Here is a 23,295-nt window from a genome sequence, read left to right on the forward strand (position 1 = left end):
TCACGCCGAAGGCATTAAATTGCGCGGCGATCTGTGTGAGTGTTACTGAAGGTATGTGGAGCAGAAGTATACAACAAGCAACGTGTGACGTTGCTTTACAGATGGTTAAAAGGAATAAATTTTGCTCTGGTGATCGGACAGTCCGACAGCTAGCCGGGCAGCAGTGGCCCTTTGCCGAGCATTGTCTCACTGCGAAGAAAATCCTGAACGGCCGGCGAGCAGTTGAGGTAAAACAGCAGGAGTTCTCTCTGAATATCCTGATCCTGAATGCGGGCGGCGTAACTGATCAGCTCTCCGAGCCTGTGGTTGCGGCCTTTTTGGTGATCAAGCTGATAGGATTTTCCGTAGCGGGACTGGAGTAAACCTGTCAGGCGCTCAAGGTGAAAGTGGCCGGTATGGGTAATCTGCGCCCAGACATTGAATCGGTCTGAACTGTTATGGCCGCCATCGCCAAACGACCGGAACCCCTCATAATCCGAGTCGCTGCAGTCCGGGGACGCAAAGTCAGTCCCCAGTCTTCTCCAGAGTTCTTTCAGCATGTTCTGCAGTCCGTTGTCCGTCTTGTTCAGTGGAATTCTAAGGCCGGTTGTAAACACAGCACACTTCGAGGGAGCGACCTAGGTCCGTTTTAGTTGATCTTACGTGGGCAGTCCATAAGCAGATTCGCTGGATTGGTGGTTTTGCAACCTGGTCGAGATTTGCGCAGTGATCTGCAACGGCGAATCGTGGCTTGGCGCGAAAAAAGCATCCCTGATGAGGTAGACTGATACCCGCACAGACATTTTTATTGGCCGTTGAGACATTTACCGACTTCAGGAGAAAACGCAGTGCCCGAAGCTGTCACCGGATGGATCGTAGCTAACCCCCAGTTGATGGCTGGACTCACCTCGCTCGCGTTGTTCCTGATTGTTTTTCTGGCGGCTATGCTGGCGCGAACGAAATCCGTCGCGCGTGAGCTGACGGCCGAGGTGGAAGATCAGGCGTTCTACCGGAAGGAAGCCGAACGCGAATTGCAGGATGCCAACCATCAGCTTGCACTGGATCAGCAGCAGGCGGAGCATCTGGCGCAATCGCTTGAAGAGCAGCATCAGCGTATCGCCCGCTATGAGCAGGATCTGGAGCAATGGCGGCAACGTTCAACCATGCTGGAGACGCGCGTTGCAGGCCTCGAATCCGATATCGAGGGCCGTAAGCGTCGCTCCGAGGAGCTGGAGGGCGACTACCGGATTCAGAAGCAGCAAGCGGACCAGCTGAGCCAGGATCTGCACGCTGCCCGAATCGCCCTGCGCGAACAGGAAGTGACGCTCGATGAAGAGCGTCGCGCGACGTCGGAAAAACTGGACTTGCTCGAGCGCAATCGCGACGCGCTGAAGCAGGAGTTCGAAAACCTGGCCAACAAGATTTTCGAGCAGAAGAGCGAACGCTTCACTCAGCAGACCCGAACCAGCCTCGACACCTTGCTGAACCCGTTCCGCGATCAGTTGCAGGATTTCCGCAAACGGGTGGAAGATGTTTATACCACCGAAACCCGGGACCGGCAGGCACTGCGAAGCGAAATCAAGTCCTTGCAGGAGCTTAATCGCCAGATTACTGAAGAGGCCTCCAACCTCACCAAGGCCCTGAAAGGGGACAAGAAAATTCAGGGTAACTGGGGCGAGCTGATCCTTGAACGGGTGCTGGAAAAATCCGGTTTGCGCAAAGGTGACGAATACGAAACCCAGGGAAGCTATCGGGACGCGAATAACCAGTTGCTGCGTCCGGACGTTGTGGTACACCTGCCCGACGAACGCAACCTCATCATCGATTCCAAAGTGTCGCTACTGGCCTATCAGAGATGGGTGAATGAAACCGAGGAAGACGTTCGCGCGTTGGCTCTGAAGGAACACGTCGAGGCCGTTCGCAACCACATCCGCACCCTCAGCGAGAAGGATTACAGCCAGCTGAACGGCCTTCGGTCACCGGATTTTGTTCTGCTCTTTATGCCGATCGAACCGGCGTTCGTGGCGGCATTTCAGCAGGACGAGAACCTATTCGCAGAAGCCTTTGAGCGAAAGATTATCGTGGTAACACCCACCACTTTGCTGGCCACGCTCAGAACCATCGAGAACATCTGGCGCTACGAGCGGCAGAGCCAGAATGCCCGCCTTATTGCGGATCGTGCCGGCGCGGTCTATGACAAACTTAGGGTGTTTGTGGATGCGATGGAAAAACTGGGCAATCAGTTGCAGACAGCTCAGGGCACTTACGATTCAGCAATGAACACCCTGACCCGTGGAAAGGGCAACCTGATTTCACAGGCCAACCGGTTTGTGGAGTTGGGTGTGAGGGTCAAGAAGGAGTTGCCCAGGTCCGTCACCGAGCGGGCCGATGTGGATGCCGGAGAGGATGATTCCGAACCAGGAAACGTTGAGCGACCGGAAGCAGAAGCGCAGGCGATAGGCGCGGATAATCAGCAGGAGTGAATGTCATGGCAGTAGCGAAACGGAAAAGTCGGCACCCGCTGCGGGGGTTGGTTCTAATAACCGCATTGATGGCTGGGCAAGCCTTTGCGTTGGCTCCGGAGCATGAAATGCGCCGCCTGATGCTGGCAACCGAAGAGGCGGTGGAATCGGAAAATTGGGGCGATGCCGGCGAGTACCTGAACCGCCTGCAGCAGCTCGAGGGCAACAAGCCCGCAGACTATTTCTACTTCCGTGGCCTGGTGATGTATCAGGCCAAGCACCTAAACGAGGCGCAGTCGGCGCTGGAAACTTACGTCAACAACGCGGGCACTGACGGCGATAACTATCAGCAAGCCCTGAAGCTGATCACGGAAGTTGAAAAAGCCCGTAGCCAGACACCGGCAAACGGTGCAGGAGGCGGCGAAGCCGGTAAGATCGCCGTAATCGAGCCCGCCGGCGGACAGAGAATCAACTCGCTGCGAGAACTTTACCTAGTGGATTCCGATCGGGAAGCCTTGGTCATGCACCTGAACAGCCTGCTGGAAGTGGCGGGCTGGCGTGAAGACCAGACCATTGTGAAAGTTGATCAGCCTGCGGATGTGCAGTACCGGATTGGCGCAAGCGCCGATGCGGTCAGTATCCAGGAAATTCGTCGCAACGCTGACGATCAGGTGGTCCGTAAAGCCCAGTCGCTACCGGTGTTTGGCGTTAACCCGCAGATACAGTGGGGCTGTGAATCAACAGTGGGCGCGTGCTGGGTGTATGACCCGCGTGACGGCTCACGGCTGCTTCAGCTGTCCCAGAACCGGGATCAGACCCGCGAGATTGCCCGTACTCTGGGGCAATTGATTCGTAACCTGCAGACCCCGACGGGTTCCTGATCAGCCCCTAGTTCGACAGATTACCGCGTTCACCCTCCCGGTACGCACCGGGGGTGACGCCGGTCCACTTTTTGAACGCCCTGTGGAAGGTCGAGGGCTCGGTGAAGCCCACCATGCCGGCAATTTCGTTGATGGGCAGTTCCTGCCGGCTCAGGTAGTAAATGGCCATGTCCCGCCTCAGCAAATCCTTGATCTCCTGAAACGACGTATTCTCTTGCTTCAGCCTGCGGCGCAGGGTCTGGGGGCTGGTGTGCAGTTCGGCTGCAATCCATTCGAAATCGGGCATCGGGCTGGAGAAGTCACGGCCGATCAGGGCACGGATCCGGCCGGTAAAGGTGTTGCTTTCATCTGGCCGTGACAGAAGGTCTGCGGGGGATGTCTTCAGGAACTGCCGCATCTCCGATTTGTCGCGAATCACCGGTGCCGATAGAAAGCGAGTGTCGAAGGTGATAGCGGTGTGCCCAGCGTCGAACGATAGCGGGCAACGGAAAATGTGCCGGTACTCATCGGCGTGTTCAGGTTTGTGGTAGTCAAACTCCGCGAGTTCCAGTTCCACCGGTTGGCCGATCAGCCAGCTTCCCAGGCGGTGCCAGATCACCAGCAGACTCTCCCGCAGGAAATAGTCAGGATCCCGCAGTTCCCCCTCGATCCGGGTTACCAGACGCGCCTGATCGCCGTTGACGATCAACTCCATGGCAATCATCGGCTCGAACAGACGGGAAAACTGGTAGGCCCGGCGGTAAACCGCCTCCAGAGTGGGGCAATCGATCACCAGAGCGCACATGGTGGCAAAGGTACCCACGCGGGCCCGGCGGGGGCCCATGCCCATGCATTCATCGTCGAGGCGATGCCAGATGACCCGCATCAGTTCGCTGAACTGGTCGCTACTGACTCGCGCCATGTCGATGCGCAGGAGTTCCGGTGAGATGCCGGCTTCCCGGAGCAGCTGTGTCGTGTCGAATCCCAAAGATTGCGCCCCGCCCAGCGCCGCCTGAACAAAGTGCTTTGAAACCGTGAGGTTGGACATCCCGCTCGCCATTCAATAAAGCCGAAACCCATCATAAGCCCCTGAAAGAACAATGCAATGTCTGGAAGACTGGCGGAATGGAAGAATCGGCCAACTGGTTTGAACGCTCTGGCAGTTGGCCCGGACTCGGAAAGCGGGCAGCATGAAATACCAACAAAGATAACTGCCTGGACGCGAAGGAGAGAACGATGCCTGGCCCCTTGAGCTCATTGCGAGTGCTCGATTTCAGTACCCTGTTGCCCGGACCCTACGCCACGATGATGCTTGCCGATATGGGTGCGGAGGTGCTCAGGGTAGAGGCGCCGGACAGGGTGGATCTGGCCAAGGTAATGCCACCGTATGACGGCAAATTCAGTACCACCTTTTCTTATCTGAGCCGCGGCAAACAAACCCTGACACTTAACCTCAAAGAGCCGGGGGCCGTGGAGCGGGTGAAGGCATTGGTTCAGGACTACGACATCGTGGTCGAACAGTTCCGACCGGGCGTGATGGATCGCCTGGGTATCGGGTATGACGTGCTGAAAGCATGCAACCCTGCGCTGATCTACTGCGCCATTACTGGCTACGGGCAGACCGGGCCCTACCGGGACAGAGCGGGACACGACATCAACTATCTGGCCTTGTCCGGTGTGGCCAGCCATTGCGGCCGGGCCGACAGCGGCCCGCCACCAATGGGCATTCAGGTGGCCGACGTGGCCGGAGGCTCGCACCACGCCGTCATGGGTATTCTTGCCGCCGTCATTCAGCGCCAGCAAACCGGCAAGGGCTGTTTCGTGGATATCAGCATGACCGACGCTGCCTTTGCCCTGAACGCCATGGCCGGCGCGGCTTGCCTGGCGGGTGGTCAGGAGCAGGAGCGGGAAGGGGCGTTGCTGAACGGGGGCTCTTTCTACGATTACTACCAGACCAGTGATGGCCGATGGTTGTCGGTCGGCAGCCTGGAACCCCAGTTTTCCGCCCGACTGCTCGATGCCCTGGGGTTGGCGGAGATGAAAAGCCTGGCGCTGAGCCAGAACCCAGCACAGCAGCAAACCCTCAAAGCCGCCCTGAAGGAAAAAATCGCGCAGCAGAGCCTCGCGCATTGGCAGGCGGTGTTTGGCGAACAGGACGCCTGTGTTGAGCCCGTGCTGAGCCTCTCCGAAGCCGCGGAGCATCCCCAACTGAGGGCCAGGGCCATGGTGGTTGAGGTGGATCGGGGGGATGGCAAGCCGCAGAGCCAGTTGGGAGTGCCGATCAAATTCCGCCCGGCTGATGGTTCAAGCGAATAAAACCGACGACGGTTACGTTCTGAAACCGTATTCATTCGGAACGGACATACCGAAGCGAAACTTGTGCAAGTAAGGGTGCTATATTTCCAGTGGGCCAAACGCCCGACATAAACAACAATAAGGATGACCTTATGAAATTATTGACCTCTCCCGCGGGGCACCGAATGCGAGGCCTCGCCTTGGCCTTGGTGGGAGCTGCAGTCCTGGGTGGCTGTTCTGACGGCGAAATCACCGTCAATCCGGACGCCCTGGAAAACCCAAACCTGTTCCCGAAAGATGGGAAGCTTGAGGCCAACATTCGCCGCACTACTGATGGTGTGCCTCACATCACTGCAGATAACCTACAATCAGCCGCGTTCGGCAATGGCTACGCTCAGGCACAAGATAACGTTTGTTTGCTCGCAGAGGCCATTGTAAAGGCCCGCAGTGAGCGGGCTAAATACTTCGGGCCTGGCCCCGGCAGCATCAACATCATCAACGACTTCAGTTATAAGGCCCAAAAGATTCTCAGTGGTGCAGAAGCGGAGTTTGACTCTCTGAGCGACGAATCCAAGGCCTTGGTTGAGGGTTTTACCGCCGGTTACAATAAGTATGTGGCTGAAACGGATCCGGCAGATCTTCCTCAGGAGTGTCGAAATCAGCCTTGGGTTACCGAGATTGAGCCAACTGACCTGCTTGCTCACTATCGCATCGTCGGTCAGTACGCCAGCGGTGCTCTGTTTGCTACCGGCGCTATTTTCATCGCCATTCCCGGGGAGGATCCGGTTGCAGCTGAACCAGAGCCTGTCATTGCCCAGACGAATGAGCCGTTGCCTCGCGGTGTAGCTGAGAGTGCGCGTATTCTCGCAACTTCCCGGACCAACTTTAAGGATATGGGGCTCGCCAGTAACGCTTGGGGTATTGGTAAGGATATGACAGAACAAGGGCGCGGAGCCCTACTGGCAAATCCGCACTTCCCATACACCGGTCACAGGCGCCTTTATCAGGTGCAGATGACCGTGCCGGGTTATCTCAACATTAACGGTGCAGGTTTGCTGGGCACTGCGATTCCGTTAATCAACTTCAACGAAAATCTCGCCTGGTCCCACACTGTAACTACAAGTCGAAGGTTTACCGTTTATGAACTGACACTGAAAGATGGGGATCCTCTGACTTATATCAAAGATGGCGAAGAGGTTCCGATCACTCAGGAGAAGTTCCAGATTGAAGCAAACCTGGGTGGGCCCGCCCCAGTGGTCTTGGAGAGAACTTTCTATTTTTCTGAGTACGGTCCCATGCTTTCTGGCAATGCCATCACAGCTAATCCGGATGAAGGCATCGAAGGTTTACCTAAATGGGGAGAGGCGAACACCGCCTACACCTACCGAGATGCAAACGCCAACACAAGCGGACTGCTGGATACCTGGTTGGGTATGAGTCGGGCCTCTAACCTGCAAGAGTTCCAAGAGGTTTTCAAAAACTGTGGGTCAACCCTGTGGACAAACTCCACATATGCAGATGCAGATGGGAATGCCTTTTATATCGACAGTAGCTCTGTTCCAAATTTATCGCCCGAGGCCCTCGGTTTAATCGAGTTCAAGCGTAAGCTTAGTCCTGAATACGACACACTATTCAGTGCAGGGCTGACCTTGCTTGATGGCAATACCTCTCGTGATGACTGGGTCGAGACCGAATGTGGTGGACTCGTTACCTACGACCAGAGGCCCAAGCTACTAAGAACTGATTGGGTTCAGAATTCAAATTCCAGTTACTGGGCTACTAACCCTGCAGAATTTCTGACGGGGTATTCACCCATGTTCGGGGCTGAGAATGCGCAGCTGAATCCGCGAACCAGGCTTGGTATAAAGATGTTGCAGGATCCAATGGATCAGGGCTTGGGAGATGCCTTGGCGCCAGCGGGAGATGACGGGAAATTTGGTGCCGTGGACCTCATCAACGTAATCTGGAACAACCGTGCGTGGTATGCCGAAGAGTTCCTTCCCGAACTTCGCGAGCGCTGTTCATTGATTACTGATCCGCTGGTTTTGGTGGACGATGTTGATCTTACACCCTGGTGCGCGCAGCTTCAGACTTGGGACAGTCTCTATGACCTCGATAGCGTGGGGGCTCATATTTTCCGGGTATTCATCGCTAACTATCAGGCCGACTTTATCGATTCTGACCCGACCGATTCTGATCTGACCGTAGATTTCGACCCAGCTGACCCTGTTAATACACCGACAGGTCCTTCGGAGGTTGACCGAGGAACGGCCGGGGATCGCATGCTCAGAGCATTGGCAGCGGGTGTAACTGCTCTTGAAGGGCAGGGGATTGCGCCTGAAGCCGAGCTTGGAAGTATTCAATATTATCGGCCATCCGGTGATGTGCCCCCGGGTGGTGACCCTCTGTTTCAGAGTGAGCGAATTCCCTGGCATGGCGGTGATGGCAATATTGATGGGGCATTCAACGCCATTGGGGTTGTGACTTCGCAAGTCATGGAAGACACGGTCTTTCCTCGAATTGGGCCGTCAACAGATGTGGTCATTCCCAATACTGCGGGGCTTGCTGACGTCAACAGTGCGGCCAATGTGAACAACATTGATGGCTGGTTGATTGCTCGGGGTACCAGTTGGCATTTTGGGCTGGAGTTTACTGATAATGGCCCAGAGGCCTATGGCTTGGTAAGTTATTCTCAGTCGACGGATAGCCTTTCTAAGTTTTTTACAAACCAGTCCGAGCGCTACTCGAGCAAAGATTATCGGAAGCTGTACCTTGATCAGGCAGAAATTGAGGCAAATGTGATTGATGAGTTGCAACTTACTGGCGAAGTTCAGTAAAAACTCGTCTCATAGATTGAAAAGGGTCCTTCGGGGCCCTTTTTCTTAGGTGATTCTTTTTTCTCTTGATTGTTGCGGCGCTTAAGATGCGTTGGCTCCTGAGTGACATCCCGAACTACCAGTGCATCGCTGGATACTCAGCACGATCAAGAGTGCTTTCGTTCGAAGCCTTGTGCCTGCCAGATCAGAGGGCTAACTGTTTGCCTAAGCCTCATTAACTCACGCCATTAAAGTAGGGGGCAATAACGGATTAGCATCACGTAACCATGATTGAATGTCTATCTCTGTATCTTGGATTGGGTAAAAAGTGAGTGCGCGGGAGAGGGCTTGAACAAGTGTTTAGATAGGGCAATAAGAAAAGCCCCCGCCGGGGCGGGGGCTTTTGCTTTTGGCTACACAGCGGGCTGTGTAATTACGGTACTGGAGTGAATAGCACGTCTGCTTCTCCAACCATCCGGCTAAACGCGCTTGCCGGTGCACCAGACACTGGCGTGCCGTGGTTCACTTGGTCTTCGCCTTCCTGCGCTGGGAAAGCTTCCTGAGTGTAGGTAAAGAACAGATCGCTCTCTACGCCTTCTTCAAAGATCAGGCTGAGTGGGCGAGAACCTGCCAGCGGTGCGTTGAAACTATCCACGGTAACAGGGAACTCGGTTCCATCTGGGCCTTCCACGTTGAAGGTGCCAGTCAGAGAAGCAATGCCCCAGAGCGCCTCGTCGGCCGCGTTCGGGATGACCGTATCACCCTCTACCTCAGAGATCAGGTAGGCAGGGGTGCTTAAGTTCAGGTTGTCAGCGAAGTTGATCGGGTCAACTGTATCAACAGCTGCCTGGAACACATTCAAGAAAGTCTCCAGGTTCGCGTCGCCCTGTGCTAGGCCATTTCCTCCAAGCCCTGCCAGGATCTGCGGTGCAAAGGTCGGAGAGTTCTCCAGCAAGCGCACAATGCCACCGCCCGGCGTGAGCATGTTTACGGCAGAAATGTCATTGTAGGAGGACGGTGCCAGACCTACTGATGTCTGAATGACCGGAAGCTGGTTTGCGTTAACGCTTGCAACAAACGGAGCGCCGGTGATAGTGCCCAGAGAGTGACCAGCGAAGTTGAACTGAGCAGTGCTCAAGTTTGCACCACCGAACCCGGTCAGGTCCAGATCGTTCAGGCTGACTCGCAGGTTCATCTGGTCCACGACACTCTGACGGTTGTTATCACGGGTGTTCAGGAAGTTGAGCAAGTTAATAAACAGGCTGCCCGAATCGCCTTTGCCAGCCTCGTAGTCAATCGCTGCGATTTGGCCAGGCGCCGGCGCGTAGACGCCGAAGTGACGCTCGTTACCTTCCTGTGGTGCCAGGCCAGGGATGGTGCTTCCTGCATTTGCAACCGAGTTCTCGGCGCCTTCGAGGAACTGGATAGCAGAGTCTAGGTTAGCTGCAGGGTTACCTCCCATTCCATCGTCTGTTGGTACACCAAAGCTCGCGCTAGTGCCACCGCCCAGAACGGCGTCAATGATTGCCTGGGCTGTTTCAGCCGGAGTCGGAGATGCAGGGTCGGTAGTTGTTGCCGCAATGACAAAGCCAACGTTGAGTTGTCCCTCAATTAAAGCCGCAATGTTTTGTTCGGTTGGGGCCGGCAGTGCAGGGTTCACGTTCTGGCCACCTGCAAGAATGCGTTCCGCCCACTCTTGCTGATCTTCAGTGGTGAAGGCAGCAACACCATGCAGCGGTTGATCGATTGCGACTACGGTGTAGCCAAGTGTCGCCATGGCGGTACCGAACGTCAGAGCAGCACTCCGATCGGTCGTAATGCCATGCTGGAACATGATAACGCCCTTGGTGCTTGCGCTCTGCGGGTAAATGAACAGCGCAGGTACATCAACGTCCGTTGTCTTCTTCGGGAACGGGAAGATGTAGTTAACGGCTGTGCTGTTGGTGGGGTCGGCTTGCGGGATGCTGAGACCCAGGTCCTCAAACACAGCGTTCAAGCCAGCTGCAAGAGCATTATCCGCTTTCCACGAGTTGGTCAGGATGTCGCTACCTGAGGTACCCAGGTAGTAGGGCAGGGATACGGTGCCTTCTAAGGCCAGTACTGTCGGGGGGGTGCCACCTGCGGCGGCAATCTGACCAGCAACGCTTTGATATACAGAAGCGGCCGCAGATGAAACCAGAGCAACAGGCTTTGGAGTATTGTCACCGAAAACAAAGTCTTCTGCGTCCCGATTGTCCGGAGTTGGTGTGGGTAGGGCTGCCGAAAGCTGTGCTGCGACACCTGTTGCCACGCAGTTAATGAAATCTTCTCCAGGGCTGATTGGGCAGTTTCCTTCAGGGTCTACTGCCGGACCGGCTACGATAGGGAAAGCCTGGACGGCGAAAGTTGTGGATGCGGTGGTATCTGCATAATCAAATTTTCCATCCCCATTCCAGTCAAAGTCGCTGGCGTTAAATTCGCCATCGGCGTTGACGTCAAAGTCGGCTGCTGTGATCTCGCCGTCGCCATTGAAATCGTAGCCGGCTTCAACCGTTAGTGATGGGTCTTTAGGGTTCGCGGCGAACTTGGCTGCGCCAACAGTCTTTTTGGCGGTCTCGACTTTCACCGAGGCAGTCAACTGATCAGCGAACCATGCAGCAGGCTCTGCAATGTATTGCAGTACCTTTTCATCGTTTGAGGTGGTGAAGCTGTATGACAATGCGATATTTTCGGCCGTCAGTTTGTTGTCCGGGCGTGCACCGTTCGTAACCTGGAAGTAATTTGTCGCAATGGCTTCCCACAGCCCGTTCATAATAGCGCGAACCGGCGCTAGTGATGAGCTTCCCAGTGGCTGATTTTCGTCGGTGATGTTGGCGTAGGACGGAGACTGTGCGATCGGATCACCGTTGATGTCCAGAACCTCGTTGGTCACCACAACAACGTAACGCTTTTGCGGATCGAGAGGCTTCAGAGGCAGGATGCGGATGGCGGACTGGCCGTCCAGTTCGACGACATCAGCTCGGTATGCAGGAGATGACACGCGGCCCAGCAGCTCACCAAATGCGGTCTCGTCACCGCCAAGGGCTGTTTGAGCGGTAAGCGCCAGCGGAATAGTGGGTGGTTCGCTGTTGCTCAGTCCGCGCAGTGGGTCGCCACTCGCGTAATCAAGCTCAATCAGGAATACGTTTTGATTCGGGTTTGGAATTAGGCTTGTCGGATCTTCCGGATTCGCAAGAATAAACTCGCGGGAGTCAACCGAATCGGCGTCAATCATGCCGTTAAACTGAATCACAGCTGGAGCAACGGTGGATGCTCCGCTCAGCTCGTTAAGCGCGCTTGTTACAGGAGGTGTGGTGTCCGCTACACCAAAGGTTCCGTCACCCTGCTCGGAATCAAAGATAAGGTCGTTCGGAAGTGGAAGCTGACCGGTAACAGGATTGAACTGCGGCCAGGTCTTACCATCGATAGCCGGGTTGTTAATCTTATAATCCGGATTCGCATTCGCCCCTGAGTCGGCGCTGTCAAAGCAGCCGGTGAGTCCAAGGGAAGATGCCACGGCAACGCTTATTAGTGTTTTCTTAAACATGTGTGGAACCTTTTCCTGTTGTTGTGTCGTTATTGTCGGCTGCTAACGGGGCCGGTCTTACCCGGTAAGCCCTTTGCCAGCGGCCTGTTCTGATCAAATTGGTTGTCGGAAGTTCAGAATGTAGCCAGCGCTAAATCCAATTTCTGTATCCTCGACTATAGCGAGACAAGTACAAAGTGTTGATCAGCCGAAAGTGTGATTCTGCACCCCGCTGGTCCTTCCCAGAACGCGGGCTTATCCCGGGCGGCTCACTCGTTTCGTGGAATTTCTGCTAAACTCTCGCCTCTTATTTTTCTGATCACTCAAAGAACAGATCGAATTCAAGCTTGATGAGGGGCCTATGACCACCGTAATCCGCCAGGACGACCTGATTGAAAGCGTCGCGGACGCGTTGCAGTTCATTTCCTATTACCACCCGAAGGATTTTATCCAGGGTGTCTATGAGGCTTATAAGAAAGAAGAGTCTCAGGCGGCCAAAGATGCCATGGCTCAGATTCTGATCAACTCGCGCATGTGCGCCCAGGGCCACCGCCCGATCTGCCAGGACACCGGGATTGTCACCGTGTTCGTGAACGTGGGCATGAACGTGCAGTGGGATTGCGACATGCCGTTGGACGACGTGATCAACGAAGGTGTTCGCCGTGCTTACACCCACCCGGACAACGTATTGCGAGCGTCGGTATTGGCTGACCCGGACGGCAAGCGTCAGAACACCAAGGACAACACGCCGGCCATCATTCACTACAAACTGGTGCCGGGCGATACGGTTGAAGTGCACGTGGCCGCCAAGGGTGGTGGTTCTGAAGCCAAGTCCAAGTTTGCCATGCTGAACCCGTCTGACTCGGTGGTGGACTGGGTGCTGAAGATGGTGCCGCAGATGGGCGCTGGCTGGTGTCCGCCGGGCATGCTGGGTATCGGCATTGGTGGCACCGCGGAGAAAGCGATGGAGCTGGCCAAGGAAGCGCTGCTGGACCCGATTGATATCCACGAGCTGCAGGAGCGCGGCGCGTCCGACCGCTCGGAAGAGCTGCGTCTGGAGCTGTTCGAGAAGGTTAATGACCTGGGCATTGGCGCCCAGGGCCTGGGCGGCCTGACCACCGTTCTGGATGTGAAGGTCAAAGATTACCCGACGCACGCCGCTAACAAGCCGGTGGCAATCATCCCGAACTGCGCGGCCACCCGTCATGCGCACTTTACCCTCGACGGCACAGGGCCTTCCCTGCAGACGCCGCCGAGCCTGGACGACTGGCCGGAAATTACCTGGGAAGTGGGCGAAAACGTGCGCCGGGTGAACCTGGATACGGTGACTCCGGAAGAAGCGAGAGAATGGCAGCCGGGGGAAACCGTTCTGCTGTCCGGCAAGATGCTGACAGGCCGCGATGCGGCGCACAAGAAGATGGTGGATATGATCGAGAAGGGCGAAGAGCTGCCGGTCGATCTGAAAGGCCGCTTCATCTATTACGTGGGCCCGGTTGATCCGGTGCGCGAAGAAGTGGTTGGCCCTGCCGGCCCGACGACCGCAACCCGGATGGATAAGTTCACCCACACCATGCTGGAAAAGACCGGTCTGGCCGGGATGATCGGCAAGGCTGAGCGCGGCCAGGTGGCGATCGATGCCATCAAGGAATTCGGCGCGGTGTACCTGATGGCCGTTGGCGGCGCCGCGTACCTGGTGTCCAAGGCGATCAAGGATGCCGAAGTTGTCGCCTTCCCGGAACTGGGTATGGAAGCGATCTACGAGTTTGAAGTGGAAGACATGCCGGTAACCGTGGCCGTGGATTCTCGCGGTTCCTCCGTGCACCAGACTGGCCCTGCCGAATGGCATGAGAAGATCATCGCGGCCAAAGCCGTTTAAGTCTCTGGCTTGATGATCAAAAAAGGGGAAGCTTCGGCTTCCCCTTTTTCTTTTTGGCTCAGGACGAGCAGCTCAGCGCCAATCCTTTCCCGGAATCCGGCGGTGGTGCGGCCAGATGCTCGAACTCCGTCCACTCATCAAATGGTTTGGCCAGAACCTTGAGCAGATCCTGCATGGGTTGGTAGTCCTCATTCTTCGCGGCATCGATGATTTGTTGTGCCAGGTAGTTACGCAGGATGAATTTCGGGTTCACCGAAAGCATCGCCTGTTCGCGGTCCTCGGCCGATTGCTCCTCGCGTTCCAGTCTCTGCTGGTAGGCTTCGAGCCAGCTATCGGCCGTTTCCCGCTCTACAAACAGATCCCGTATTGGGGATGGGCCGCGGCTGTGCAGGTGTGACAGTGCCCGGAAGAATCCGGTGTAGTCGACACTGTGCTGGTGCAACAAGTTAAAGGTGTCCATCACCAGCTGCAGGTCGTCTTCCTGTGCCATCAAAAGTCCGAGTTTGTCGCGCATGTTCCGCATGAATCGTTCGTTGTAGGCGGTTTCGTAGTGGCGCAGGCTTCGGCGAAGCGCGTCTTCGTCCATGATCGGCAGCAGCGCGTTGGCCAGGTACTGGCAGTTGGTGAAACCGATCTGGGGCTGTCGGTTGTACGCGTAGCGTCCGCCCTGATCGGTCCGGTTGCAGATGTAGCCGGCGTTGAAGTCGTCCAGGAAGGCGAAGGGGCCATAGTCGAAGGTTTCGCCAAGGATGGACATGTTGTCGCTGTTCATCACCCCGTGGCAGAAACCCACGGCCTGCCAGTCGGCGATGAGTCGGGCGGTGCGCTGCGCCACGGTTTCAAGCCAGCGCAGGTAGCGCTCTTGTTCCGGAAGTTCTTCCAGCTCCGGGAAATGCAGGCTGATGACATGGTCCAGCAAGGTTTTCACTGCGCCGGCCCCCAAGTGATAGGAGGCAAATTCGAAGTGGCCGAACCGGATGTGGCTCGGGGTGACGCGCATCAGCGTGGCGGCGGTTTCCACCGTCTCGCGCTGCACCGGGTCGGATGCGGCGGTCATGAACAGCGCTCGGGTGGTGGCAATGCCGAGGCCCGCCATGGCTTCGCTGCACAGGTATTCCCGGATGGTCGAGCGTAATACCGCGCGGCCGTCACCAAAACGGGAGTAGGGGGTCTGCCCGGCACCTTTGAGGTGCCAGTCCCAGCGGCGGCCATCGGGCCCGATGGTTTCCCAGAGCAGCAGGCCGCGGCCATCGCCCAGGTCCGGATTGTAAGCACCGAACTGATGGCCGGTGTACTTCATCGCCACCGGTTCCATGCCCTCCAGCAGCTCTGCGCCGGCACCTACCTGAGCCCATTCGTCTTGATCGCGGGTGCTAAAGCCCATCTGGTCTGCCAGCGTGTGGTTGAAGCAGACGAGCCTGGCGCCGCGTAGCGGGGTAGGATGGACGCGGGTATAGAAGCGTTCCGGAAGGTCCAGATAGCGATGTTCCACTTGCCATTCGTTACCGCTCATAAAGTACCCGTTCTCCCTTTGGTATGAAAACTGCTGCTACTGTTTAATCAGGAAACCACGCAACCGGGAAATGCACGTGTCAGACTCATCGCTGAAGCAAACCGTCACCGGCCTGATCACGCAGGAGGCCCTCCCCAGTACCTACGCCGATACGGTCGAACGGACCATCATGCCGCTGGTGCAGCATATCGTGGCCCTGCAATCGCAGACACAGGCCAGCGTGGTCATTGGTATTCACGGGGCTCAGGGTACCGGAAAGTCCACGCTGACGCTGTTCCTGAGGGAAATTCTGACCCGCCATCACCAGTGCCCGACCGCCAGTTTTTCACTGGACGATATGTACCTGACGCGGGCTGAGCGGCAACAGCTCGCGCAGTCGGTGCATCCTCTGTTCATCACCCGGGGCGTGCCGGGAACCCACGACATCGCGCTCGGGCAGCGGGTGATTGCCCAGCTGCGGGCCGCCGATACCGGCGACGTTACCCCGATTCCCAGCTTTGACAAGTCTATTGATGATCGCGTTCCCCGTGAGCAGTGGCCGCTGTATGAGGGGCCGGCCCGCGTGATTCTGGTGGAGGGCTGGTGCCTGGGGGCGCGCCCGCAACCTGAAGAAGCGCTCGAGGAGCCGATCAATTCGCTGGAAGCTGTCGAGGATCCGGAGGGGATCTGGCGGCGCTACGTGAATGAGTGTCTGAAAGGGGCATACCACCGGTTCTTTGATCCGATGGACTTTCTGGTGATGTTGAAGGCGCCATCGATGGAAAGCGTGCTTGAATGGCGCACTTTGCAGGAACACAAGCTGGCTGAAAAGCTGAAAAATGCACCAAAGATGGGCAGTGCATCTGGCGGCGCACAGACTCTGCGCATTATGAGCGACAAAGAGGTGCAGCGTTTCATCATGCACTACGAGCGGGTGACCCGGTTCTGCCTGAGCGAGATGCCGGCCCGGGCGGATGCGCTGATTGATGTGGCTGAGGATCACAGCCTCAGCCTGCCCCACTTTAACGATCAGGAAGGGAGAACTTGATGAACAAGCCCAGACTCGTGGTCATTTCAGACCTGGATGGCACCTTGCTCAATCATGACAACTACCGCTGGGAAGCCGCAGGACCAGCGCTTGAGCGGTTGCGACAGGCAGATATTCCGCTGGTCCTCAACTCCAGCAAGACGGCGCCGGAGGTGCGGCAGGTAAGGGCGGATCTTGGCAATCAGGCGCCGTTTATTGTCGAAAATGGGGCCGCTGTAGTCATTCCGCCACAGACCTTCGGTAACCCGGATGAAGAAGTGATGAATTTTGGGGCATCCCGGGCGCGGGTACTGGCCGTATTGGGTAGCCTTCGCCAGGGTGGTGCCCAATTCCGGGGCTTTAATGATCTGTCCGCCGAGGCTCTGGCAGACATCACGGGGCTCGATGTTGCGTCTGCGGAGCGGGCCAAAGACCGGCTGGGCACTGAACCTCTGCTGTGGGACGGCACCGATGCCGAGCTGGAAGCGTTTCGTGCGGGCCTGGAGGCGGAAAACCTTCGCCTGGTGCAGGGTGGGCGCTTCTTTCACGCCATGGGCGTCTTCGATAAAGCGGATGGGGCCCGCTTTTTGCTGGACAAATATCGTGAGCAGTATGGCGACCAGCCTTTGGTTGCCATTGCCCTCGGAGACAGCCCGAACGATCAGCACATGTTGGAATCCGCTGACATTCCGGTGGTGATTCGGGGCGTTCACAGCGACGAGGTGCAGCTGCCCTCGGCCCGACACGCCATGCGCTCGATCAAGCCTGGCCCGGAGGGCTGGAACGAGTGCGTACTGAATCTTCTCTTTGAGTACGGGTATTGATACAGGAGAGCCACCGTGGGCGATTTTTACCAGAACGGAATAATTACAACACTGCATAACCTGGTCGAGCGGCCGGTGGAAGACCTTGAAAGTGACCTGATGAGGTTCAGCAAGGAGCGGCCCATGTCCCTGGTCCTGCCGTCGCTCTATTCCGAGCTGGAAGGGCCGGCGCTGAAGAATATCGTTCATGAGCTTACCAAGGTCCCGTATCTGCAACAGGTCGTCATTGGTTTGGACCGTGCCGATGAAGAGCAGTACCGGCATGCACTGGAATACTTTTCAGAGTTGCCGCAAAGCGATGTCAAAGTGCTCTGGAACGACGGTCCGCGCCTGCGCGCCATCGACCTGGCGTTGCGCGAACAGAACCTGGCACCGACGGAAATGGGGAAGGGCAGGAATGTCTGGTACTGCTTTGGTTATGTGCTGGCCGCCGGCCTGAGCAAGTCCGTGGCGCTGCACGACTGCGACATTCTGACGTACTCCCGTGATCTGGTTGCCCGCTTGATTTACCCGGTGGCCAATCCGGGCTTTAACTACATGTTCTGTAAAGGCTATTACGCCCGCGTGGCGGATAACCGGATGAATGGCCGGGTCAGCCGTCTGTTGGTGACGCCGCTGATCCGGGCGCTGAAAAAGGTATGCGGCGCCAACGACTTCCTGGATTATCTGGATAGCTACCGATACCCGCTGGCCGGGGAATTCTCCTTCCGGACCGACGTCATCAACGACCTGCGCATCCCCAGCGACTGGGGCCTGGAAATTGGCGTGCTCTCAGAAATGAAGCGCAATTACGCCACCAACCGCCTGTGCCAGGTGGACATCGCCGATGTCTACGATCACAAGCATCAGGAGTTGTCGCCGGAAGACGCCAGCCGCGGCCTGTCGAAGATGAGCATGGATATCGCCAAGGCCCTGTTCCGAAAACTGGCCACCAATGGTGAGATCTTCTCCAGTGAAAAATTCCGCACCATCAAGGCAACCTATTTCCGGATTGCACTAGACTTTGTCGAAACTTACCAGAATGACGCCATCATTAACGGCCTCACCTTCGATCGACACAAAGAAGAGAAAGCGGTGGAGCTGTTCGCCCAGAACGTGATGCGGGCGGGCGCGTATTTTCTGGATAACCCCATGGATACACCGTTCATCCCGAGCTGGAACCGGGTCACCAGTGCGATTCCGGACATCAAGGAGCAGCTGTTCGAGGCGGTTGAGCGGGATAACGAGGAGTTCCGCCCATGACTCAGCCCCTCAGGGACAAACTGGTGGCCATGCTGGACGTCGTTTATCCCGCGCTGGATTGTCAGTTCCTGGCCGATCAACTGCTATCGACGATGGGCCTGGAGCCGGACATGCCGCCCCCGCCGGCCCATCAGAACAATTGGGATGAGTCGGACATTATTCTCATTACCTACGCCGACACAGTCCAGAAGGAAGGGCAGAAGCCCCTGGTGACGCTGCGTCAGTTCCTGAACGACTGCCTGTCAGACACCATCTCGGCGGTGCATATCCTGCCGTTCTTCCCCTACAGCTCTGACGATGGCTTTTCCGTGATGGACTACCTGGCCGTCAATGAATCCCATGGCAGCTGGGAGGACATTGAAGCCATCGCCCGGGAGTACAAGCTGATGGCGGACCTGGTGATCAACCATATGTCCGCGCGCAGCCGGTGGTTCGAAAACTTCAAGAAGCGAGTGGATCCGGGCAAGGATTACTTTTTTCAGGGCAATCCCAGGGACGACCTGAGTGCCGTGGTTCGCCCGCGCACCTCGCCGCTACTCACCCCGGTGCAGACCGATGACGGCGAGCGTTATGTCTGGTGTACCTTCAGTGAGGACCAGGTTGACCTGAACTTCGCCAACCCGCAGGTGCTGATCGAATTTGCTGCGATCATCCGCTATTACCTTGAGCGTGGCGTGCTCTTGTTCCGGCTGGATGCGGTGGCGTTTTTGTGGAAAGAGCCGGGGACTCCCTGCATCCATCTGCAACAAACCCACGAGCTGATCAAGATTCTGCGCCTGCTCATCGAGCATTACTCGCCCGATGCCGTGATCATCACGGAAACCAACGTGCCCAACCGGGAAAACCTGACCTATTTCGGTAACGCCAACGAAGCCCATGTGATCTATAACTTCTCATTGCCGCCGTTGTTGATTAACACTCTGGTCACTGGTGATTGTCGGCACCTGAAAACCTGGCTGATGAGCATGCCACCGGCTCAGCTTGGCACCACCTACCTGAATTTCATTGCCTCCCACGACGGCGTGGGGATGCGCCCGACGGACGGTTTGCTGGATGAGGAAGAGAAACAGCACCTGATCAATGCCATGGAGTCATTTGGTGGCAAGGTATCCTATCGTCGAACTTCGGACGGCCGCGATCAGCCTTACGAGATCAATATCTCGCTTTACGATGCGCTGAAAGGAACCGTTGAGGGCGGCGCGGACCACTGGCAGCTGCAGCGGTTTATCTGCGCCCATACGATCATGCTGGCCCTGGAGGGCATTCCGGCGTTCTATATGCACAGTCTGCTGGCGTCGGAAAACGATCTTGAGCGGATGGAAAACACCGGCCGGTTGCGTTCGATCAACCGCAGCCAGTGGGAGATCGACAAACTGGAGACCGAGCTGGAAAATCCTCTGAGCCACCACAGCAAGGCTTATCATGAGCTGACCCGCCTGATCGACATCCGCCGCAGGCAATCGGCCTTCCATCCCAATGCCACCCAGTTCACCCTGCATCTTGGCTTGCAGTTGTTCGGGTTCTGGCGCCAGAGCATGCGCCGGGATCAGTCCATTTTCTGCATCCACAACATCAGTGACGAGGTGCAGCAGGTACCTCTGAGTTCCATCAACCTGATCGGTACAGATCATTGGCAGGACCTGATTTCCGGTATGACCATCGATGATCAGTCCGGCACCATCACCCTGAAACCGTATCAGTGCGTTTGGTTGTCGAATCGGGACTAGGGCACAATGCCCGCATGTCCGATTCGACCGCCCATCGCAAACCCAGAATACTTGTTTTATCTGCCTACGACGCCGGTAGCCACCGGCGTTGGCGGGAGCAGCTGATCACTGGTCTCGAGTCATTTGAATGGCACAGTCTGGTGTTACCGCCGCGCTATTTCCGCTGGCGGATTCGGGGTAACGCATTGTCCTGGCTGAACGAACCGCTTCTGCAACAGCATTGGGATCTGCTTGTTGCCACGTCCATGGTGGATCTCGCCTCCCTCCGGGGCTTTCACGCCCATTTGGCATCTACCCCGGCCATCCTGTACATGCATGAGAACCAGTTTGCCTATCCCGAATCGCAAGGGCAGCACGCAAGCGTGGACCCTCAGGTGGTCAATCTTTTCAGCGCCATTGCGGCCACCACTGTTCTGTTTAACAGTGACTGGAACCGGCGCAGTTTTCTGGCCGGTGTGCAGGGGCTTTTTCGAAAACTCCCGGACGAGATCCCCGCCGGCGTTTACGAGCAGCTTGCGAGTAAGTCCTCAGTTGTGCCGGTTCCGGTTGAGGATCGCTTGTTCATGACCGAGCGCCGCGCGCTGAATTCTGCTTGCCCGCACTTGCTTTGGAACCATCGCTGGGAATACGACAAAGGCCCGGATCGGTTGCTTATGCTACTGGATGAGCTGGCGGCCCACGGGCAGGATTTCCGGTTGAGTGTGGTGGGGGAGCAGTTCAGGCAGCAGCCCGATGAATTCAAGGCTATTCTTGAGCGGCACAGGCACCGGGTCGTGCACTGGGGGTTCTTGCCGGACCGTGGCGAGTATGATCGCCTGCTGCAGGACGCCGATGTGGTGTTGTCCACCGCAGTGCATGATTTTCAGGGCCTGTCGATGCTTGAGGCGATGGCGTCAGGTTGTCTGGCGCTGGCACCCGGGCGCCTTGCGTATCCGGAGTATGTTCCTCAGGGGCAGCTCTACCCGAGTGCGCCGGATCGGCCCGATGAGGAATCCCGGGGCGCCGCCCGGTGCCTGCGGACCTTACTGGGGTCGGGAAGTGCCGCCGCGGTGCCCGAAAAATGGCGGATGAGCCGGTTACTGACAACCTATGAGAAAGCCATCAATACAACGCTGGAAAAACATCGGGTATCCTGAACCAACGTCTCAAAATCCGAGAACTCAGACATGATGAAAGCAATCAGGGTAACTGACGGACAATTGAGCTGGGAGGACTGCGAAGCCCAGAGCGAATTACCCGCCGACCATGTGGAAATCGAGGTTGTCTGGACCGCCATCAATCGGGCCGACCTGATGCAGCGCGCAGGACTCTATCCCCCTCCGCCCGGCGCCTCCGACATACTGGGGCTGGAGGTCAGTGGTCGTATTGCGGCGGTGGGCGATTCTGTCAGTGAATTTGCCGTGGGTGATGAGGTGTGTGCACTGCTTACCGGTGGCGGTTACGCCACGCGAGTTGTGGTGCCTGCGGTGCAGGTGCTGCCCGTTCCCAAGGGCTACACCCTCAGGCAGGCGGCTGCAATTCCGGAAGTCTTTGCCACGGCCTGGCTCAACCTGTACATGGAAGCGGGCTTGAAACCGGGGGAACGGGTTCTGTTGCATGCCGCAGCGAGTGGGCTGGGAACCGCCGTCATTCAGCTGGCTACCGCGTTCGGTAACCCGGTATTCGCGACCGCAGGCGGGAGCGAGAAGCTCGAGGTGTGTAAGCAGTTGGGTGCCTCGGGCCTGTGGAACCGCAATGAGGGTTCCTTTGTGGATGCGGTGAAAGCCTGGGGAGGCGGTGTCGACATGGTGCTCGATCCGGTCGGTGGCAAGTACATCGCCGAGGATCAAAAAGTGCTCAATGTGGATGGCCGGATTGTCCTCATCGGCTTGATGGGTGGCCGGATGGCCGAAGTGGATCTGGGCCTGATGCTGGTAAAACGCCACCAATTGATTGGGTCGACCCTCAGGTCGCGGACAGTGGAAGATAAAGGCCGGGTTATGCAGGAACTGCACAAGCGGGTCTGGCCTCTGCTGAGTGCCGGACAGATTGAGCCTGTGATCGACTGCGACTGGCCGATTACCGAGGCCGAGCAGGCAATGGCTTATGTCACCGAAAATCGCAACACAGGCAAAGTACTGCTGAAAGTGTCCGATTAGCCAGGGTAATGCGCCTTCCGGGGGTGGCTCAGTCATGCTTGCCAGCCACGAACACGGGAGGGCTTTCTCAGCCAACTGCAAGCTCTGGGCAATCCTGGCTGAGCCAGGTTTGTGGAACCACAAAAATTCGCCGGATCTCGCGCCACTCACCTGTCGTCTCGGCTCTTTCGAGCTGTGCAAATAACCGTGGCACACGGAGTTCGTTGATCGAGTCAAGCCGTTTGGTGGTTTCGGCAGGGCAAGGTGCCTGTTTTTGCCGCCAGGGGCCCACCCAATGCGGCTTGCGCAACTCGATCCAGTTTGATGTATCCATCGTTTGCGCGTCGTTGGCGTAGACCCACCAGCCTCTCAGGTGATCCGTCGGTGCGTCTCCGGGTGGCGCCAGGGACAGCCCCAGCGGGTAAAACAGATAGCCTGGCATGAAGATGCGGCACGGCAGGGGCCCTGCTATGCCGTGTGTGGCCAGAGTTGCTATCGCCTCGGGCGCGTCCGTGCGCTTGCTCTGGTGATTGAGCAGCAAATCCCGCTTCAGGTCCAGGCGGTCTTTGGCGTTTGGCCCAAACCACTTGGTATCGCTATCCCCATTCGGAACCCCCAGATAGTATTTGATGGCAATTTCGTGGTGCTCGATCCGGTCGTCGACGATGTTGTGGACCACAAAATCCAGCTCGCCCAGGGTTCGGCCTTCCGATTGGATTTGCAGATTCTTGAGCAGGACCTTCCAGCCGAGCAGGTCGGTCAGCAGCACTTCGTAGAGGCGTTCGAAGTAGTAACCCAGACGTTTGGGCGGCGATTCCATGCGCAGTAATTCGGGCATGCTTGAAAGGCTCTGATCCCAGCGTCTGAGCATTTTGTCGTAGCCCGGGGGCAGGTGCTCTGCCGGTCTAAAGACAGATGGCCCCGCAATCAGCTGCGGCGCTGTGCACAGCCATGCCAGATGCCGGACGGCTGGGTGATGAAAATCGAAGAGGTTCAGGGGCTGATCGCGCGTGTCCATGCCTTCAGAATACCCT

General features: G+C 57.0%; 16 protein-coding genes. 11 read left to right on the forward strand and 5 right to left on the reverse strand.

The genetic code is table 11. From position 1 onward, the window contains the following. Nucleotides 1-149: 149 nt before the first annotated feature. Nucleotides 150-539: a hypothetical protein gene (locus LPB19_RS09240; RefSeq protein WP_206642639.1), complete on the reverse strand. Its 390-nt coding sequence runs from the start codon at nucleotides 537-539 to the stop codon at nucleotides 150-152. 603 nt (nucleotides 540-1,142) lie between these two features. On the opposite strand from LPB19_RS09240, the gene LPB19_RS09245 reads away from it, so the two are divergent. Next, a complete protein-coding gene (locus LPB19_RS09245) occupies nucleotides 1,143-2,462 on the forward strand; it encodes a DNA recombination protein RmuC (protein WP_206645753.1) in 1,320 nt (439 codons plus the stop codon). 5 nt (nucleotides 2,463-2,467) lie between these two features. Next, nucleotides 2,468-3,322, forward strand: coding sequence for a hypothetical protein (locus LPB19_RS09250; protein ID WP_206642640.1), 855 nt, complete (start codon nucleotides 2,468-2,470; stop codon nucleotides 3,320-3,322). 7 nt (nucleotides 3,323-3,329) lie between these two features. Here the strand turns inward: LPB19_RS09250 and LPB19_RS09255 are convergent, their stop codons facing one another. Beyond that, on the reverse strand, nucleotides 3,330-4,349 hold the full coding sequence (locus tag LPB19_RS09255; protein ID WP_206642641.1) for an AraC family transcriptional regulator: 1,020 nt from the start codon (nucleotides 4,347-4,349) through the stop codon (nucleotides 3,330-3,332). A 188-nt stretch (nucleotides 4,350-4,537) separates the two neighbouring features. On the opposite strand from LPB19_RS09255, the gene LPB19_RS09260 reads away from it, so the two are divergent. Together LPB19_RS09260 and LPB19_RS09265 are read left to right on the forward strand one after the other, a co-directional pair. Beyond that, on the forward strand, nucleotides 4,538-5,617 hold the full coding sequence (locus tag LPB19_RS09260; protein ID WP_206642642.1) for a CaiB/BaiF CoA transferase family protein: 1,080 nt from the start codon (nucleotides 4,538-4,540) through the stop codon (nucleotides 5,615-5,617). A gap of 131 nt (nucleotides 5,618-5,748) precedes the next feature. Continuing rightward, a complete protein-coding gene (locus tag LPB19_RS09265) occupies nucleotides 5,749-8,433 on the forward strand; it encodes a penicillin acylase family protein (RefSeq protein ID WP_206642643.1) in 2,685 nt (894 codons plus the stop codon). Nucleotides 8,434-8,845: 412 nt separating this feature from the next. Here LPB19_RS09265 and LPB19_RS09270 read toward each other — a convergent pair whose 3' ends face one another. Next, nucleotides 8,846-11,977, reverse strand: a complete 3,132-nt coding sequence (locus LPB19_RS09270; RefSeq protein WP_206642644.1) for a hypothetical protein — start codon at nucleotides 11,975-11,977, stop codon at nucleotides 8,846-8,848. Nucleotides 11,978-12,317: 340 nt separating this feature from the next. Between LPB19_RS09270 and LPB19_RS09275 the strand changes: the two genes are divergently transcribed. Beyond that, the gene (locus LPB19_RS09275) at nucleotides 12,318-13,832 is read left to right on the forward strand and encodes a fumarate hydratase (protein ID WP_206642645.1); all 1,515 of its coding nucleotides are present in this window, start codon (nucleotides 12,318-12,320) and stop codon (nucleotides 13,830-13,832) included. 58 nt (nucleotides 13,833-13,890) lie between these two features. Here LPB19_RS09275 and LPB19_RS09280 read toward each other — a convergent pair whose 3' ends face one another. Then, entirely contained in the window at nucleotides 13,891-15,345 is a 1,455-nt protein-coding gene (locus tag LPB19_RS09280) for a protein adenylyltransferase SelO (RefSeq protein WP_206642646.1), read from the reverse strand. A gap of 70 nt (nucleotides 15,346-15,415) precedes the next feature. Between LPB19_RS09280 and LPB19_RS09285 the strand changes: the two genes are divergently transcribed. The 6 genes from LPB19_RS09285 to LPB19_RS09310 are packed head-to-tail and all read left to right on the forward strand — an operon-like array spanning nucleotide 15,416 to nucleotide 22,282. Further along, nucleotides 15,416-16,372 carry a hypothetical protein gene (locus LPB19_RS09285; RefSeq protein WP_206642647.1) on the forward strand — a complete coding sequence of 319 codons (957 nt, stop codon included), beginning with the start codon at nucleotides 15,416-15,418 and terminating at the stop codon, nucleotides 16,370-16,372. Next, entirely contained in the window at nucleotides 16,372-17,175 is an 804-nt protein-coding gene (locus tag LPB19_RS09290) for an HAD-IIB family hydrolase (RefSeq protein WP_206642648.1), read from the forward strand. Before LPB19_RS09285 ends, LPB19_RS09290 begins: the two co-directional genes overlap by 1 nt. Before the next feature lie 15 nt (nucleotides 17,176-17,190). After that, nucleotides 17,191-18,417, forward strand: a complete 1,227-nt coding sequence (locus LPB19_RS09295) for a glycosyltransferase family protein (RefSeq protein ID WP_206642649.1) — start codon at nucleotides 17,191-17,193, stop codon at nucleotides 18,415-18,417. Beyond that, a complete protein-coding gene (locus LPB19_RS09300; protein ID WP_206642650.1) occupies nucleotides 18,414-20,144 on the forward strand; it encodes a sugar phosphorylase in 1,731 nt (576 codons plus the stop codon). Before LPB19_RS09295 ends, LPB19_RS09300 begins: the two co-directional genes overlap by 4 nt. Before the next feature lie 14 nt (nucleotides 20,145-20,158). Further along, nucleotides 20,159-21,280 (forward strand): tRNA-queuosine alpha-mannosyltransferase domain-containing protein, encoded by a 1,122-nt coding sequence (locus LPB19_RS09305; RefSeq protein ID WP_206642651.1) that lies wholly within the window; start codon nucleotides 20,159-20,161, stop codon nucleotides 21,278-21,280. A 33-nt stretch (nucleotides 21,281-21,313) separates the two neighbouring features. Then, nucleotides 21,314-22,282 carry an NAD(P)H-quinone oxidoreductase gene (locus tag LPB19_RS09310; protein WP_228289265.1) on the forward strand — a complete coding sequence of 323 codons (969 nt, stop codon included), beginning with the start codon at nucleotides 21,314-21,316 and terminating at the stop codon, nucleotides 22,280-22,282. A 67-nt stretch (nucleotides 22,283-22,349) separates the two neighbouring features. On the opposite strand, the gene LPB19_RS09315 is transcribed toward LPB19_RS09310, so the two are convergent. Further along, the gene (locus tag LPB19_RS09315; RefSeq protein ID WP_206642653.1) at nucleotides 22,350-23,279 is read right to left on the reverse strand and encodes a DUF1853 family protein; all 930 of its coding nucleotides are present in this window, start codon (nucleotides 23,277-23,279) and stop codon (nucleotides 22,350-22,352) included. Nucleotides 23,280-23,295: the final 16 nt, after the last annotated feature.

Source organism: Marinobacter salinisoli, from assembly GCF_017301335.1.
GTDB classification, from domain to species: Bacteria; Pseudomonadota; Gammaproteobacteria; order Pseudomonadales; family Oleiphilaceae; genus Marinobacter; species Marinobacter salinisoli.